General features: G+C 47.2%; 14 protein-coding genes. 9 read left to right on the forward strand and 5 right to left on the reverse strand.

Annotated features, from left to right (window positions below):
* The coding region (locus YWE_RS27125; RefSeq protein WP_036015828.1) for an Arm DNA-binding domain-containing protein at nt 1–224 on the reverse strand (224 nt) is incomplete at its 3' end.
* Nucleotides 225–390: 166 nt separating this feature from the next.
* Between YWE_RS27125 and YWE_RS27130 the strand changes: the two genes are divergently transcribed.
* From YWE_RS27130 to YWE_RS0111580, 3 genes are all read left to right on the forward strand, one after another.
* Nucleotides 391–1,041 (forward strand): siderophore-interacting protein, encoded by a 651-nt coding sequence (locus tag YWE_RS27130; RefSeq protein WP_051323305.1) that lies wholly within the window; start codon nt 391–393, stop codon nt 1,039–1,041.
* 123 nt (nt 1,042–1,164) lie between these two features.
* Nucleotides 1,165–3,927, forward strand: coding sequence for a DUF2339 domain-containing protein (locus tag YWE_RS0111575; RefSeq protein WP_029094679.1), 2,763 nt, complete (start codon nt 1,165–1,167; stop codon nt 3,925–3,927).
* Between the two features lie 20 nt (nt 3,928–3,947).
* Entirely contained in the window at nt 3,948–5,357 is a 1,410-nt protein-coding gene (locus tag YWE_RS0111580; protein ID WP_161628772.1) for a DUF3999 family protein, read from the forward strand.
* Between the two features lie 640 nt (nt 5,358–5,997).
* On the opposite strand, the gene YWE_RS27135 is transcribed toward YWE_RS0111580, so the two are convergent.
* Nucleotides 5,998–6,441, reverse strand: coding sequence for a DUF1622 domain-containing protein (locus tag YWE_RS27135; protein ID WP_051323306.1), 444 nt, complete (start codon nt 6,439–6,441; stop codon nt 5,998–6,000).
* Between the two features lie 181 nt (nt 6,442–6,622).
* On the reverse strand, nt 6,623–6,892 hold the full coding sequence (locus tag YWE_RS0111590) for a hypothetical protein (protein WP_029094681.1): 270 nt from the start codon (nt 6,890–6,892) through the stop codon (nt 6,623–6,625).
* A gap of 204 nt (nt 6,893–7,096) precedes the next feature.
* Here YWE_RS0111590 and YWE_RS0111595 point away from each other — a divergent pair, with 204 nt between their 5' ends.
* Nucleotides 7,097–8,281, forward strand: coding sequence for a cyanate transporter (locus YWE_RS0111595; RefSeq protein ID WP_029094682.1), 1,185 nt, complete (start codon nt 7,097–7,099; stop codon nt 8,279–8,281).
* Here the strand turns inward: YWE_RS0111595 and YWE_RS0111600 are convergent.
* Nucleotides 8,278–8,742 (reverse strand): RES family NAD+ phosphorylase, encoded by a 465-nt coding sequence (locus tag YWE_RS0111600; RefSeq protein WP_029094683.1) that lies wholly within the window; start codon nt 8,740–8,742, stop codon nt 8,278–8,280. The two genes, YWE_RS0111595 and YWE_RS0111600, sit on opposite strands and share 4 nt — an antisense overlap.
* Entirely contained in the window at nt 8,739–9,200 is a 462-nt protein-coding gene (gene parS / locus YWE_RS0111605; RefSeq protein WP_029094684.1) for a type II RES/Xre toxin-antitoxin system antitoxin, read from the reverse strand. The genes YWE_RS0111600 and parS overlap by 4 nt, the downstream gene beginning before the upstream one ends.
* Before the next feature lie 817 nt (nt 9,201–10,017).
* Here parS and YWE_RS0111610 point away from each other — a divergent pair.
* The 5 genes from YWE_RS0111610 to YWE_RS0111630 all read left to right on the forward strand — a co-directional run bounded on the left by YWE_RS0111610 (nt 10,018) and on the right by YWE_RS0111630 (nt 17,376).
* Nucleotides 10,018–12,417 (forward strand): DMSO/selenate family reductase complex A subunit, encoded by a 2,400-nt coding sequence (locus tag YWE_RS0111610; RefSeq protein ID WP_029094685.1) that lies wholly within the window; start codon nt 10,018–10,020, stop codon nt 12,415–12,417.
* Nucleotides 12,414–13,034, forward strand: a complete 621-nt coding sequence (locus YWE_RS0111615; RefSeq protein ID WP_029094686.1) for a DMSO/selenate family reductase complex B subunit — start codon at nt 12,414–12,416, stop codon at nt 13,032–13,034. The genes YWE_RS0111610 and YWE_RS0111615 overlap by 4 nt, the downstream gene beginning before the upstream one ends.
* 2 nt (nt 13,035–13,036) lie before the next feature.
* Entirely contained in the window at nt 13,037–13,906 is an 870-nt protein-coding gene (locus YWE_RS0111620; protein ID WP_029094687.1) for a dimethyl sulfoxide reductase anchor subunit family protein, read from the forward strand.
* 421 nt (nt 13,907–14,327) lie between these two features.
* Entirely contained in the window at nt 14,328–16,748 is a 2,421-nt protein-coding gene (locus YWE_RS0111625) for a DMSO/selenate family reductase complex A subunit (RefSeq protein WP_029094688.1), read from the forward strand.
* A gap of 10 nt (nt 16,749–16,758) precedes the next feature.
* Nucleotides 16,759–17,376, forward strand: coding sequence for a DMSO/selenate family reductase complex B subunit (locus YWE_RS0111630; protein ID WP_029094689.1), 618 nt, complete (start codon nt 16,759–16,761; stop codon nt 17,374–17,376).
* Nucleotide 17,377: the final 1 nt, after the last annotated feature.

Here is a 17,377-nt window from a genome sequence, read left to right on the forward strand (position 1 = left end):
ACTAGTTTTTTTGCTTCATCTCGTTTTTGCCTAGCTTCCGTCAATGAGACAATAGGGTAGGTACCTAAAGACATCATTCTGGGTTTACCGCTAAAACGATATCGGAAGCGCCATCCTTTAGAGCCATTAGGTTCAATGAGTAACGACAAGCTATTACCGTCAGGTTTACTATAGGGCTTTTCTTTCGGTTTAGCGTGACGGATTTCAAGTTCAGTCAGTGCCATAAGTTATCCTCATTCGCTATACATCTACTATTATTACTATACACAGTTCTATACACATATACATATTGATTGGGGTAGTTCTGAGTTGAATTAGATAGAATGGATATCTTCTAGATTGCGGGTGTTAACTAGGTTTACTTGAGTTTTGGAGATTTGTGTTTAAGTAATGCAGGCGCCTTCTGCAGGAGGCGGATGTTTCGCGTGGCCCGAGTTTGATGCAGAGAAAGGGCGGTTAGTTTGGCCGGATAATATTGAACGTCCTACGCTAAGAACCTACAGCCTGCGGCATTTTGATGTGAACCGACAGCAGCTCACCATTGATCTTGTCAGCCATGAGGGCGGTGTTGCTTCGTCGTGGGCTAAAAATGCCAAACCGGGCGATAAACTGGGAATATGGGGGCCGGGCGGGAAAATCTCATTTAACGGTCAGTGGCTGGTGTTGGTCGGGGATATTTCTGCGCTACCGGCTATCAGCTATAGCCTGGAAATGCTACCGGATGATGCCCAGGGGAAAGCCATTATTGAAGTGCCTTCAGACTCTGATTGTATCCCGCTTAAGGCCCCGGCCGGTATCGAAATTATCTGGCTGGTGCAGCATCAGGGGCAACCGAGCCAACTGGTGGAAGCCGTCACCTCTATTGATATTCCGACTAACGTTTCTCCGCTTATTTGGGGCGGAATGGAGTGTGGTTTAGCTAAAGCACTACGCCGCGGGATTAAACAAAAATTGCGCCTGAGCCGCGATCGGTTTTATCTGATCAATTATTGGCGGCAAGGGATCCCTGAAGGGGGTTTTAGCCATTTAGATGAAGAGTGACGCCATTTTTTATAAAAGGTTACAATATATCGTTATCATGGATATCAATATCGAATACCGGTTGTAGACGGCCCAAGGGATTCCTGTAAGACTAACATAACTTTTTATTCAGGATGAATAAGTATGGATTCGTTATTCTTAATTGGATTATTGATTCTGTTTGCTCTTATTGCCTCTCCTATTATGGCAATTATTGCTTTAAATCGGAGTCGTGAAGCAAGGGATGCGACACAGCGTTTAAAGCAACAGGTTGAAGCCTTACAGAAGCAACTGGCGGCTAAAGAGCGTGAATGGTCAGAGATTCCGGTCGCCCCTCGCCAGCCTGAGAGCGCTGCTCCGGTGCCGGTCAATCAAACCGCAGTAGTCTCTGATGAGCCCGTGACTGCACCGGCTGAAATGGCGCATAATGTTGACCTAATCGCCGAGCCGGTTATCGCTCAGCAGCAACCTGCTGTACCTGCTGATACCACTATTTCGGCTCCGGCGCCAACGCCTAAAGCCAACGTTCGCCCGCCTGAAGCAGAGCCGGTAGCTAATCCGCTTGCCGGCGTAGTGTCTTGGTTTTTTAAAGGCAATCCGGTGGCCAAGCTCGGCATTCTGCTACTCTTTTTTGGTATCGGTTATTTACTCAAATACTCAATCGAACGGGATATGTTCCCGATTGAGTTACGCTTAGCCGGCGCGGCACTGAGCAGTATTGTGCTGTTAGGGTTGGGCTGGCGTTTACGTAATAAGCAACCACTGTATGGTTTGATTTTGCAGGGCGGTGCCGTCGGTGCTTTATACATCACGGTATTTGCCGCCTTTAAGCTCTATTTCTTATTGCCTCACCTGTTTGCCTTTGCCCTGATGGTGGTTATTTGTGCCGCCAGCGTTGGCCTTGCGGTGATGCAACGGGCCTTGAGTCTGGCGGTTTTAGCCAGTATTGGCGGCTATCTGGCGCCGGTGATGCTATCTACCGGCAGCGGCGATCACGTCGGGCTGTTCTCTTATTATTTACTGATATCTGTCGGTATTCTGGCTATCAGCGTTTGGCAGTCGTGGCGGGTGCTTAACCTTATCGGCTTTGCCTTTACCTTTGGTATTGCAACACTTTGGGGCGCTAATAATTACCAGCCAGAATATTATCTCTCCTGTCAGCTATTCCTGATTGCTAATCTGGTGCTATTTAGCTTATTGGCCCAGCTGTTTTCCGTGAAAAATCGGATCAAGCAGCATATGGCAATTGACGGTTCGTTGCTGTTTGGTCCTCCGCTCATCGGTTTTGGTATGCAGTACATCATTACTGAACACTGGCCATTCGGACCGGCATTCTCTGCGCTGGGCTTTGGTGTTATTTATCTGATTATCACCTGGGGAACGCTGCGTAGATTCCCTGAACAAGGCCGCCGTATCGCCATCGGTTATCTGGCTTTAGGCGCGAGCTTTGTCACCTTGGCCATTCCTTTGGCAATGTCAGCCCAGTGGACGGCTTTGGCTTGGTCATTAGAAGGCCTTGGTATTCTGTGGTTTGGCCTGCTGCAAGGCCAGCGGCGCATTAGCTGGAGTGGAACAGGTTTACTGGCTCTGGCGCTGGCGGCGCAGGTGACGGCGTATTTAGACTATTCATGGGATCCGTCGATTGCTTTAGTTCTGCCCGTTCTTTTCTTGAGCCTGATTGCGGGTGGTGCGCTGTGGCGTCATTACCGCTCGGAAAATGCCTTATGGCCTCAGTTCAGTTTCGGCTTACTGATTGCCGGTATCGTGGTCTGGCTATGGTGGCTGATTAGTGCCCCGACGTTCCTTTATCAACTGGTTTACTCAATCGATCCGGTTCTGATGTCTTACGTTATGGATACTGAACTGATTTCTCTTTTGGGACTGAGTATTTCAGTATGGATATGGCGAAAGGTCGGTTTACGTTTAGCCTGGCCGGAACTGAAAAATATGGTCTGGCTTCTGTGGCCGGGTGCATTAATTACTCTGTTCATTCAGCTCTCTATCCATTCTCACCCGCTGTATTACGGGGCATGGAACCTTATTTGGCTGGCGGTGGTGGCCAGCGCCGGACTATTACTTAAACGTGATGGTCAAAACCTTAAACCGACTCAGGCGAACGGATTACACCTGTCTCTATTCTGGATGGTTTTACTGCTTGTCGGTTCCGAAATTTTCTGGCGGGCTAATCAGCTTGCCTGGGGAATGAACGAATGGCGTTTCTATCTGCAAATTGTCAGTTCATCTATCGTGATTTTAGGGCTGTGGATTGCCGAGCGCAGGACGTGTTGGCCGGTTGCTGCCCATCCGAGGGTATACTGGCTGGCCAGCTTGCCATTGGTATTCATCATTATCGGCCTGTTGGCATACGGTAATTTGCTGGACGGACAGATCGTTAACTGGACTTATGTGCCGTTGGTCAATCCTCTGGAGGAGGGCGCGATATTCGGGCTATTAATGCTGTTTGTGAGCCTGCGCCGGATAGCGCCATTGTCCGGGCAGATGCAACCATTAATTACACTTTGGACGCCTTGGGTAGTCTGGGGACTTGCCGGTTGGTGGTTGAATGGCAGCCTGCTGCGCGCGTTGGCGCACTATGCTGATTTACCATGGTGGTTTGATACGCTGTGGGCTTCGCGCTTGATACAGACAACCTTTGCCATTGTTTGGGCATTAGTGGCTCTGATTTGTATGGTTTACTCTGCCCGCACCGGACGCCGTATTGCCTGGTTTGCCGGTGCCGGAGTACTGGGGATTGTGATTGCTAAATTGTTCTTAGTCGACAGTGCAAACGGCGGTGGTCTGGCGCGGGCGGTGGCATTCTTAGGTGTTGCCGTGCTGCTGCTGATTGTCGGATATTTCTCACCGTTACCGCCTCGCCAGCGGATTGATAAGGAGTCAAAGGCATGATGTTTTTAAAGGATATAACAATGCTAACGTTTCGACTAAGAGCCGGGTTGGCGATGCTTTGCCTACCGTTTGCTTTTTCTGTTCAGGCAGAGGATGCGCCGCTGACGCCGATGGACTTCTATCAGGGCGCGGAGGTGAGCAGCTATGAAACGTCGCCGTTTTATCGTTTGACCTTGCCCGAATCTGTTTATTTAAATACCGCATGGCCCGATCTGCGCGATGTTCGGGTATTTAACAACGCGGGGAAGGCGGTAACCTTTGCGCTTAGCCAAGTGGACACGCCAAAAACGGAGCAGAAAGTTATCCCGTTGCATATCTTCCCGATGGCTATGAACGTGGTTAAATCGACTACCGAAGAGGCTAAAAATAAGGTCACCTTAAAATCATCTAACGGCGTCGAAATCAACCTCTATCAGGATGGCGATAGCGCTTCAGCGACCTCATTTTTATTACAGGTAGATGAAGGGACGAAGCTGGACAGCGGCTTTAACCAAATATTACTTAGCTGGGATCGGCCAAAAAATAACTGGCAGACTAAGGTTTCGCTGTACAGCAGTGAAGACCTGAAAGAGTGGGATAAGCAGGCAGAGAATGCACCGCTGATGGACCTGACTTCAGGAACCGAGCGCCTGCTGCTGAATCATATTGATATCAACGGCTACAATACCAGCCGCAATTCCCGCTACTGGCTGCTGGTGATTGAAGGTGATGGCAACGCTGCATCGCCCGTTATTGCCAAAGCCGAAGGTGTGGTGATTAATCGCTATTCTCAGACTGAAACGTTTGAACTGCCTTTTAGCGCTACCGTGATATCCGATAGGGAAGTTGAGTATCATTTAGTTCGACCTCAACCGTTGTCCAGCCTGTCGATTTTACTCAATGAAAACAATACGGTATTACCTATCAGCGTTGAGTACCGTAGCCAGGCAACGGACGAGCAATGGCTGCCTTTAGCTAAAACGGTTATTTATCAAATGGAAGACAACCGTGCTTCAGAGCCGCTGGCGTTGGATCAATCTCTGGTTCAGGCCATCCGGATTAAAGCGATTAGCGGTAGCTGGGGGGAACTGCCTCCTACGGTAACCGGTAAGAGAAGTCAGGTTGACGTAATATTTAATGCTCAGGGCAGCCCGCCTTATGCTTTAGCTTGGGGATCCCATTTAGCCTCATCAGCCAGTATTGATGCTAAGCAGTTGGTTCCTGCGAGTGAATTACCGGCTGACGGATTATCCGGATTACCGCAGGCTTATCTCGCTGAACCCTTTATTCTGGGCGGTGAAGAACGTCTGAAAGCGACAGATCCGGCACAGAGCAGCAGTCAGTGGCAAACATGGCTGCTGTGGGGCATGTTAATTCTTGGCGTTTTAGGCTTAGGGTTTATTGTGCTGAAGCTGGCTCGGGAAGTTATGGGATCGAAAGATAACAAGTAGAATTGCCTGATTTTTGGGGCGTATATTTAAGTATTGATTAAGAGAAAATGGGGTTCGGCCCTTAAGTCGTTCCCCTAAATCACCGCCCCTAAGGTCGTTATGCCCGTCGCATAGCGAATGTTTGCTTCGCCTACGGCTCGCGTTCCGGCTTCGGCCCACTGCTGTCCGGGATAAATAGAGTCCACTTCAACCAATTGATGACAAAATGATTCAATTTAGTTTTATCGTAAATTTCGTCCGCAAAAAGAATGTCGAAATATAATCTTTTTCTAGCGGCCGAGGGGCGATATTTTTAAGCTCAATGAGCTCCGGGCCTAGCTTTCCTAGATATAACGGGCGCTCCGGCGGCTTTCGCCGCTACGACCCCAACGGACAAAGCCTTAGGGAACGGCGTTGAACAACACGGAGTGTTGGCCAAAGAGCTGGCGACAGGAAGTAGCCAGTAAAGCTCTCCCTGCGTTTGACCCTTTTAAAACCAACATATTGTTGTATTTATCCCGGACAGCAGTGGGCTTGCGCCGGGATGACGATTGAGTGGAACATCATATAGACATGCTTAACCGATCGGTATTAGTGCTTAACGATCCGGTTTTTATCATTGATAAACTGACCAATGAAATGCATCACCCATAAAAATAAGTCAGATGTCTTTTTCTAATTTAGGTCCGGAAGCTTTAGCTGCATCTGTTTCTGTCTGGTCAGTTGAGGGCTTAGGTTGTTGAGGTTGATGCGGCTCAGGCTGCATGATTACCGGAGATTCAGGGGCTGAAAATGCTTTGATATCGCGGTTAATCAATAGTGCTAACACGGTTCGAATAATCACCACGGTGAGTAGTGAGGCTAGCTGTCTGTAGTCTGGTTCCAAAATGGTTTTCAGAACATCAGCCGCAATCAGGATATCTAACCCCAACAACAGGTATGAACCCAGCTTGGTTCGTGCTTTTCTTAGGCCGTTGAAATCGGCAGCACCATTTTTTATTTCACTTTTAATAAAGCAAAATATGGCAATAAAAGCACCGTAAGCAATGATTAATATACTGATGACTAAAAGTATATTGGCAATGAAGTTAAGAATGTTTCCCATATTAATATCCCTGTAATTGGTGAACCTTGAGTCGCTTACTCTCTTTTCCTAAAGATTAGCTCATGGATTAGCATCGCATGAATTAGCGTCTCAAAATAGCTGTCAATATTCCCTGTTTTGGTACTGGCTGTTTGACCACTAACAGGGGGGATATGTTCCATGGCGGGAAGAATAAATAGGGTCAGACGATCATTGTCAGGAGAAACAGCTTTCCTTTTAACACGTCTTCAGGTGCGGTAATCACTTTTATATCCATAACTTTGAGCAGATAGCTGGGAGTCATCGTGATGTGCGGTGAGTTTTTATTGTTATAACGCAGCTTAAATAGCTCATGCATATCGTCTTTTCGCATAACGATAAGTAGCTTCTCAGGCGAAACTTTACCGTATTGCAGGTAAATATCTTCTTTTTTACGTTGAATACCTTCAATTAGCTGTTCAAGTAAGGGCATGGTCAACTCTCTGGGCCGGGACGCTGGGAAGATAAAATAAAAATCAAAGTATCACTATTTTTAACGTTTAGAAATAGCATGTTAGCTTTGTGGCTAAACATATTTTGACAGGCAGAGATTTTCCATCATCTATTTTAAAAGCGTGTTGACCAATGTAGAGTTGATTGAGGCATATTTTTTCAACGCAATAAGAGAGAGCAATCGGTGATAGCGTCAGGCAAGCGATGTTTCTTACTCATCACTCTGGTATTGATAGGTCTTAACCTACGGCCGTTGCTTACCTCCATCGGACCGCTGTTGCCGGAGATTCGTTTGGCAACGGGAATGAGTTTTAGCACCGCCGCATTATTGACTACGCTACCGGTATTAATGATGGGCGTTCTTGCTCTGGCCAATGGCTGGCTAAGCCGTTTATGGGGGGAGCGAACGGCGATAAGCTTGAGCTTATTGGCCATCGTATTGGGGGCGCTTATTCGTGAGTTTCCTCCCTCAGCCTCTTTGCTTTTAGGCAGTGCATTGCTGGGCGGATTAGGCATTGGTGTTATTCAGGCCGTTATCCCATCAGTGATTAAACGCAATTTCACCCATAGAATGCCGATGGTCACCGGTTTGTGGGCCGCAGCATTAATGGGGGGCGGTGGTCTTGGGGCATGGCTAACGCCTGAAATTAGTCACTTCAGTACTCAGTGGCATAGTGCGCTGGCATGGTGGTCGTTACCGGCAATATTGGCGCTGCTTTGTTGGTGGTCGATCGGGCGCCATATTTCTCCGCCAGTGATAGCTAGCCAACCTCGGTCATTAAAATGGGTTTCAAGTCCAAGAGCCTGGTTGCTGGGCCTCTATTTTGGACTGATTAACGGCGGATATATGAGCCTGATTGCCTGGCTTCCGCCATTCTATATTCAGCTTGGATGGTTGCCTGGAGCCAGTGGCATTTTACTGGCTTTAATGACGGTAGGTCAGGTTTTCGGGGCATTATTGCTGCCGCTATTCATTCGAGGCTCCGATAGGCGTCCGCTGCTATTACTTACTTTGTTACTGCAGTTGATTGGCTTTGGTGGCTTTTTACTCGCTCCTACGCTTTTCCCTGTAGCTTGGGCTTTAGCCTGTGGAATCGGATTGGGTGGTGCTTTTCCTCTTTGTCTGATATTGGCATTAGAACACCATAAAGAGCCGCTATTAGCCGGACGGTTGGTGGCATTTATGCAAGGAATCGGCTTTTTATTGGCAGGGGCTACGCCTTATTTTTCCGGTGTTTTAAGAGATCTTACCGGCAGTTATCAGGCCGGTTGGCTACTGCACGGCGTGCTGGTGATTATCCTGATAGGGCTTACTCTACGGTTTAACCCTCGAAGTTATATAGACAAAATAGAACGCCGGAGAGCTTAATTTCCTCGTAGCCGTTGGTCAAATTTTAGCGGTCTTTGTTCCACAGATTCTAAGTATGCGATCAGCTCATGGTGGTGCGGATTAAGTATGGCATTATATTCTGCGGGTACGATAACCGAGGGAACCAGCAAGGCGACCGAGGAGTAGCTCTCTAACCAACTGTCGCCAATATCCATGGTTTCATCGGGTGCCGGATAATTCTGCCAATGTCGGCTTAATGACGAGCTGTCTAATTCGATAATTTGTTCGTCAGGAACGTCAATGGTCAGCATACTATAGCTATCCATTAGCTGGCTTTTTTGCAGATGAACCAGCATTTCTAGCATAGCTAAAGAGAGGCTCGATGCGACATAAATTGCGGCATAGCCGGGATGATTCCAGCGCCCGCCGTATTGCTCTGCTCCAAAGCCGGACCATGCAGAGCTGATGTGTTTGGTTTTAATAATTCGATAAAACCTCATGAAAACACACCGTGTTCCAGCCGGCCGATTAAGTTGGTGACTTCCAGTGCACCGGTTTCAGTGGCCAGCATTTCTTTTGGTGAATGATGGCCTAAGGTACTGGCCGACGTATTGAACCATTCGACGGCTGCCTTTTTGTCACCTTCAAACAGGGCAATGGCCGAATCCATAATCCGTACCAAACGAGCAACTCGCTCGCTCTCTTCCGGCTTTAGCCTGCCATGTTCTGTTTTGCGTCGGGCAAAGCTACGCTCATTGATTCCGGTGGCATTCAGAATATACATTTTTGATACGTCCAGTTCATCGTTGAGTCGAGTGATGATATCAATGGATAAACCTTTTTGAATGGCATTAATCAATTCAATTCCGCCACTTGCAGGCAACCCTGCACTTTGCCAAAGTTTTGGCTGTGCGTGATGCGTTGATTCTGTGAGCCTGTATTGGGATTTGTTAGTCATCATGTTTTATCTCTCTGTTTTATCTGACAGCTGTCATTACTATAGCATGACAGTTGTCAGGTGCTGAGTAATAAATAGACAATTAATTATTCAATTAAAGATATGTGGGGGTTATGAATCTGATAACGGGTAAAAGTTCAGCGTATTCAATAACGCCATGTAATGCTAAATACCACAAGGGATTTGACTCTCATATGGAAGGTTATAGCGGTAATTTAGGGGTGAAAGTCAGCTTCTGATTGGTAGATTAAATAAACACGGCGCAATTTATTCCGCCGTGTTTATACCTGTCATACTTCAAGCTGCATCTTTGTTGGCTGCATTTACTCACCCGAATCACTTACCTGAGCAAGCTCATCGGGACTATTCGGCCCATCCATGGGCCTCACCTCTCCGAGGCTGCTGTTTGCCGCCGCGATGCAACTCGAATTATTTTGGCTATATTTCTATCGTAAAAACTCATTATGTTATTGCGCATTTTTAGTTTGTTTATATTCTTATTTTTAACCCAATCATTGAATTCTTATACCGTCGTATGAATGCGATGATATTTTTTGAAAAATAGCGGCTGTTTTTGTATTTTTCTTTATTTTCCATTATTGGTTGTTTTTAATTTATTGATAACTAATGATAATTTTAGTTATATTAAATGATAATCACTATCATTTAAATGAAGTGAAATAATTTTAAAGGCGCGTGTTTCATATTAATAAAACAATCTGATGGAATACGTATATATAGGTATTAATAATTGATTGTTATCAACTGTTGGCATAAATAAATTCCCTATACTCATTTTATTTATGTGAGCAGCCTTATGAAAAATAACGATAACAATACCACTGAATCAAAAGAATTCAGCCAATTCACCATTAATAGGCGCCAGTTTTTACAAACAGGTACGGCGCTTGTTACCCTCCCTTTTATTACTTCAAAATCGATAGCCGCTGATACTGCTGATTCGAAAACAGGATTACCCGACCTTGGTGAGGAAGAGCGGGTAGTTCAAACCTGTAGTACCTTTGACTGTGGGGGTAAATGTGATATTCGGGCCCATGTAAAGCAGGGCACCGTGGTACGTATTAGCTCCCGGCCAGAAGGTGCATTAGATCCTGAAATGCCGGTGATGCGAGCCTGCGTTCGTGGGCGCGGGTACCGTAAGTTTGTTTATCATCCTAATCGGCTTAAATATCCCATGTTACGGGTGGGGAAACGCGGAGAAGGGAAATTTAAGCAAATCAGTTGGGATGATGCCACCACTCTGATTGCTGAGAAGATGAAACAAATTACCGCCCAACATGGTCCGGCATCGCGCTTTGTTCATACTGCAACCGGTGTTTCAGGCGGTGCTTTCTCGGGTAATACAATGGTAAAGCGGCTGCTTAACTTAACCGGCGGATACCTGAGATATTACCACTCTGTAAGCATGGGGAATACGGCAGCGGCAACGCCTTATACCTATGGTACAGCCGCATCCGGCAGTTCCCTGGATACCTTACTCGACACCAAGTTGGTGATTTTGTGGGGGCATAATCCGACTGAAACTATTTTCGGCCATACTAACCACTTCTATCAGCAGATGAAGAAAAACGGCACGCGTTTTATTGTGGTGGATCCCCGCTATTCGGATTCAGCCATTAGCTTTGCCGATCAATGGATTCCGTTATTACCGACAACGGACAATGCGCTGATGGACGCCATGATGTACGTAATCGTCACTGAAGGGCTGCATGATAAAGCCTTTATCGACCGCTACACGCTGGGCTTTGATGAATCAAGTATGCCTGAAGGCGTAGCTGAAAATGAATCTTTAATCAGCTACCTGACCGGTAAGAAAGATGGCGTACTGAAAACCCCGGAATGGGCTGAAAAAATCACTAAAGTGCCTGCTCAAACTATTCGTCAACTAGCCCGGAATTACGCAACCACTAAACCGGCCGCCCTGATTCAAGGCTGGGGACCACAGCGACACAACTGCGGCGAGCGCAGCGCCCGTGGTTCAACGCTATTGGCAACCATTACCGGCAACGTAGGGGTTAAAGGCGGGTGGGCCGGAGGATACGGTGGTATTGCCAGCCGTAAGTTTATGACCGGCGTTGAGCAAGGGGATAATCCGGTTAAAGCCAGAATTTCTATTATGAACTGGATGCAGGCCGTTGATGATGCGTCTAAAGTCAGGCCGGAAGACGGGCTGAAAGACGCCGATAAATTAGATACCAATATCAAGATGATATTCTCACTGGCCGGTAACTATATGGCTAATCAGAACCCGGATATCAATCAGGCGGTTAAACTGCTGGAAGATGAATCTAAGGTGGAGTTTATTGTTGCCAGCGATCTCTATCTGACGCCAAGTGCTAAATATGCCGATCTTTTGCTACCTGAAACCAGCTTTATGGAACGCTGGAATATTGGCGAAACCTGGGGAACGGGCAGCTATTTTATGCTGTCGGAAAAGCTTATCGAACCTGACTTCCAACGCCGGTCTGATTATGAATGGCTGCGGGAAGTGGCGGAAAAACTGGGCGTCGAACCCGCATTCAGTGAAGGTCGTGATGAGAAGCAATGGATAGAATTGATTGTTGAACAAACCCGTTTGGCGATGCCGGATGAAAACCTGCCGACCTTTGAACAGCTACTCAAACAGCGCCAGCACCTGTTTAAAAGTCAGCCTCACGTTGCTTTTGCAAAAAACATCAGCGATCCGGCTAATCATCCGTTCCCGACGCCGTCCGGCAAAATTGAGATTTTCTCCCAGCGCCTGTATGACATGAATAACCCTGAAATTCCCGCGCTTTCTCATTACGTGCCGGCCCATGAAGGCCCGGAAGATGCCCTGAAGGATAAGTACCCGCTACAAATGATTACCTGGAAAGGAAAGCATCGGGCTAACTCAACGCAGTATGCCAATCCGTGGCTACAGGAGGTACATCTGCAGACCCTTTGGATGAACCCGGCAGATGCCGAGCGAAGATCGCTGGCTGAAGGTGATGAAGTCCGAATTTATAACGACCGGGGTGTGAGCATTATTCCTGTGGAAATTACCCCCAGAGTTATGCCCGGCGTGGTTGCTATGCGAGCCGGTGCCTGGTGGAGCCCGGACAAAGACGGAGTCGATCGCGGTGGCTGCCCTAATGTTCTGACATCGGCCCGAATTACAGCGCTGGCTAAGGGAAATTCCCATCAGACATTACTGGTTGAGGTGAAAAAAGCATGATGAAATTTGTTGAAATTAAACCGGTCAGTCATCAACAGCTGGGCTTCTTTATTGATTCTTCACTCTGCTCCGGCTGTAAAGCCTGTCAGGTTGCCTGCAAAGATAAGAACGATCTTGAGGTCGGGCGACGCTTTCGGCGGGTGTATGAACTTCACGGCGGCGGCTTTATTGATAACGGGCAGGGCGGATACCTGAACAATGTTTATGCCTATAACTTATCTATCTCCTGTAATCACTGCGACGATCCGGCCTGTGTGAAGCACTGTCCGACGACTGCAATGCATAAGCGCGAAGGCGACGGCATTGTGATGGTCAATACGGATAAATGTATTGGCTGTGGATATTGCTCATGGGCCTGTCCTTATGGTGCTCCTCAAATGAATACCCAGGCCGGCCAGATGTCGAAATGCGACTTCTGCGTTGACCTACAGGCTAAAGGTGAGCAACCGGTATGTGTGGCAACCTGCCCGCTGGGGGCGATTAAATATGGCCCGATCGCAGCGTTAAGGGCTCAATATGGCTCATTAAGTGATGTTCAGGGGTTACCTGGGTCAACAATAACGCATCCGAACCTGGTGGTTAAAGCGCATTCCGGTGCAGAAGTAGGGAGTAAATAGACATGCATGAATGGCCACTTATCGCTTTTACGTTGTTGATTCAGGCTTCAGTCGGGACCATCCTGCTGGCAGGGCTGTTTGGCTGTTGGATCAATAAAACCGGCGGAGAAGCTCTGAGCTTCCAGCTAGTCCGCCCGGTATTACTGCTTACCTGCCTGATGACCGGCATCGGTTTGTTATTCTCCGTTGCCCATTTAGGCTACCCGATAAATGCTGTTAACTCGATTCGCCACGCGGGAAGTTCATGGCTCAGCAGGGAGATTATCTTTACCGGCACCTTCTTTGGCGTCATCTGCCTGGTGACTTTGCGTACCTTGATGACCAAGCGGGTGTTTCCGACCTTACTGCTGATTGCCGCAATCGTTGGTTTGATTGACATCTTTTGTATGGCTGAGGTTTATCGTCACACCATGGTCGCCACCTGGGCACATATCAATACTCAATTTACCTTTTTCGGTTCGATACTGACATTGGGGGGCTGTATTAGCCTATTGTTGATGGCTCCTCGGGTTAAAGGTCAGCTCAGTGATGCACTTAGCTTTAAAATAGTGTTCGTTGCCGCGCTGTTTATTGGCATTGGCATGATTGGTCGTTTAGTCGTTCTGCCTTGTTATATCAGCGCATTACCTACGTTATCTTTGGCCGGCGGTGTCACTTTCCCGATTGATGCTGTCGCTCAGTTTAATCAGTCAGCCGGTTTACGTTTGTCAGGATGGCTGATGGGATTATTCGGACTATTGCTGGTTGTACTGGCTATCTACCAAGGGCGCAGTCAGGTTGTGGCTAAATATGCCGAGATGCTGGTTTTTGGCAGTTTAGTGACGATTATCGCTGAGATTATTGCGCGTTATAGCTTCTTTCTAATTAGCTAAGTTTAATCTGGTATTTATTATTCGAAATATTAACGTCTGTTTGAGTTAATATTTCGGAATGTATTTATTTATATAGCGGTTGTTGTTTTTATATACCTTTATCGGTGTTGATATACATTAATATCCTCGATCTTCTCTCGCGATAAATATTATTGTCGTCATAACTCTTTGTCGGTACTCACTAAAGTCTCAATCACATAAAATCAGTAACATCCACTAATTATTTTAATTGTGAGTATAAGTTAACTAATTAAATAATCTAAATAAATTAACAATTTATCAATGGGTTTAAATATTTATTCTATGCCTGAATCCGTTGATGTAGATCATTCAACGTCGCTATCAATTAATTGTATTATCACTCCACATAATAAATAGAATTTTTTTATATCTTATTGTTATTACCATGAGGGTAATGTCGATGCACACAAAAAAAATACCTCAAGCGGGAAATGTAACCCGACGGGAATTTATTCAAACTTCAGTTGCTGTAACAGGCGCCGCTGCCGTTGCCGGGTCTATCACGCTACCATTTGCTGCCAGCGCAACCACTGCGCCGGCAACTGATGCTAGTGAAACCTATAGCTACAGCGCCTGTTTAGTTAACTGTGGTAGCCGCTGTCCGTTAAAGGTTCATGTGAAAGAAGGTGTGATTACCAAAATCGCCACAGAAACGATTTATGATGATTCCGTATTCGGCGAGCATCAGATTCGTCCTTGCCTACGGGGCCGTTCTGTCCGCTGGAGAACCTATAATCCTGACCGGATAAAATATCCGATGCTGCGCACCGGAAAACGCGGTGAAGGTAAATTCAAGCGCATTAGCTGGGATGAGGCCACAACCATTGTGGCGGATAAGCTAAAGCAAACCATTGAGAAGCACGGTAACGAAGCTATCTATTATCAATACGGTAGCGGAACTACCGGAGCAAACTTACAGGGCCGAAATGCCTGTAAACGTTTGCTAAGCCAAGTTGGCGGATTCCTTGACCAACACGGAACCTATTCAACGGCTCAGATTAATACCGTGATGCCTTATATCTATGGCGGCGTGAGCGAAAGCCTGCTGTCAGAAATTAAGAACTCCGATCTGGTGGTAATGTTTGGTCATAATCTGGCTGAAACCCGAATGTCCGGCGGCGGTCAGTTTTATGAAACCCTGCATGCTCTGGAGCAGAGCAAGGCCCGAGTCATCATTATTGACCCGCGTATGACAGACAGCGTGACTACGCTGGATGCCGAGTGGGTACCGATTTATCCGGGTACTGATGGCGCATTGGTTGCGGCGCTGGGCTACGTGTTGATTAAGGAAAATCTGACTGATGAAGATTTCCTTAAGCAGTATTGCGTGGGTTGGGATGCAACAACGCTGCCTGAATCAGCACCGGCAAACGCATCATATAAAGATTATATTCTGGGTAATGGCGACGACGCGACGCCAAAAACGCCGGCCTGGGCAAGTGAAATTACCGGCATTTCAGAAACCCGTATTATTCAACTGGCTCGTGAAATTGGTAATGCCAGAGCGGCATGGATCTCTCAGGGCTGGGGCTTACAGCGTACCGCCAACGGTGAGCAAGCTTCCCGTGCAGTGATGATGTTGCCACTGATGACCGGCAATATCGGTAAAGCCGGTACTAACACCGGTGCATGGGGCGGAAACGTTAAGTATTCGGTGCCGGGCTTTGCTATCCCTAATCCGGTAAAAACGGTTATTCCATGCTTTATGTGGACCGACGCTATATTTCGCGGTACCGAGATGACCGCCAAGAATGCCCACGTTCTTGGTAAAGAGCGGCTGGATACTAACATCAAGTTCCTGTGGAACTACGCCAGTAACGTGATGTTAAACCAACACTCTGACTCCAATAAAACCCATACTATTTTACAAGACGAATCCATGTGTGAGTTCGTTTTAGTATGGGAAACCCATATGACGGCCAGCGCCAAGTATGCGGACCTGCTATTACCTGATGTAACCTCTGTGGAGTCTAACGACCTGATCGATAACTCCTATGCCAGCGGTGCCTATCACTACTTTACTCGTCTGCAAAATGCCATTGAGCCTCTTTGGGAAAGCCGCCAGTCTTATGACGTATTGGCAGAGATCGCCGGTAAAATGGGGATCCGCGATACCTTTACGGAAGGGCGCACTCACGAGCAATGGATTGAGTTTTGTTATAACAAAATGCGTGAAAAGAATCCGTCGTTACCAACCTTTGCTGAAACTAACGGTAAAGGCATCATTGACCGCATTTTGGCTGACAGCAGCAAGCATATCGCGCTGAAGGATTATCGTGATAATCCACAGGCCAACCCGCTGAAAACTCAGTCAGGTAAAATTGAAATTTATTCTGAAGCTCTGGCGCAAAAAGGCCAAGAGTGGATCCTGACCGAGGGCGATCGCATTCCGGCGGTGGCTGAATATTGCCCGACCTTTGAAGGCGTCAGTGATACCGAAATGCTGAAAACCTATCCGTTACAGATGATTGGTTTCCACACTAAAGGTCATACCCACTCAACCTATTATTCGGTCGCGATGTTACGCGAAGCGGTACCGCATATGGCGTGGATGAATCCGGTCGATGCACAAGCTCGCGGGCTAAAATCCGGTGATATGGCTGAGATTTTCAACGGTCGTGGCCGTATTCGTATCGCTGTCAAAATTACCGAACGGATTTTACCGGGCGTAATCGGTGTACCTCAGGGGGCATGGCGTAATACCAATCAGGAAGGCATCGATGTGGGCGGGTGTATCAATACCTTAACCACTCAGCGTCCTTCGCCGTTGGCCAAAGGCAACCCTCAACACACCAACCTCGTTGACGTAAAACGTGCATAAGGAGACAGTGATGAAACAATATGGTTTTTATGTGGATAGCTCCAAATGCACTGGCTGTAAGACCTGTCAGATCAGCTGCAAAGACGAGAAAAATTTAGAACTGGGTCCTAAGTTCCGCCGGGTTTATGAGTATGGCGGCGGTAGCTGGGCCAAACAGGGTAATATTTGGAACCAGAACGTGTTCAACTATTATCTGTCAATTGCCTGTAACCACTGTTCTGAGCCGACCTGCGTTGCCGGTTGTCCGACCGGAGCTATGCATAAACGTGCAGAAGATGGTTTAGTGGTGGTTAACCAAGATACCTGCGTCGGTTGCCGGTACTGTGAAATGCGCTGTCCGTATGGTGCACCGCAGTTTGATGCCACCAATAATGTGATGACCAAGTGCGATGGTTGCTATCAGCGAGTGGCTGAAGGTAAAAAGCCAGTATGCGTAGAGTCTTGTCCACAGCGCGCTCTGGATTTTGATGACATTACGTTGCTACGTGAAAAATATGGCAATGAAGATGCGATTGCACCGTTACCGGACCCTAAGCTGACCAAGCCTAATCTGGTGATTAAAGCGCATCGGGATGCTAAACCTACGGGTGATACATCCGGTCATATTCAGAATCCGGCGGAGGTCTAAA

Origin of the sequence: Budvicia aquatica DSM 5075 = ATCC 35567, from assembly GCF_000427805.1 — a bacterium.
Taxonomy (GTDB): Bacteria; Pseudomonadota; Gammaproteobacteria; order Enterobacterales; family Enterobacteriaceae; genus Budvicia; species Budvicia aquatica.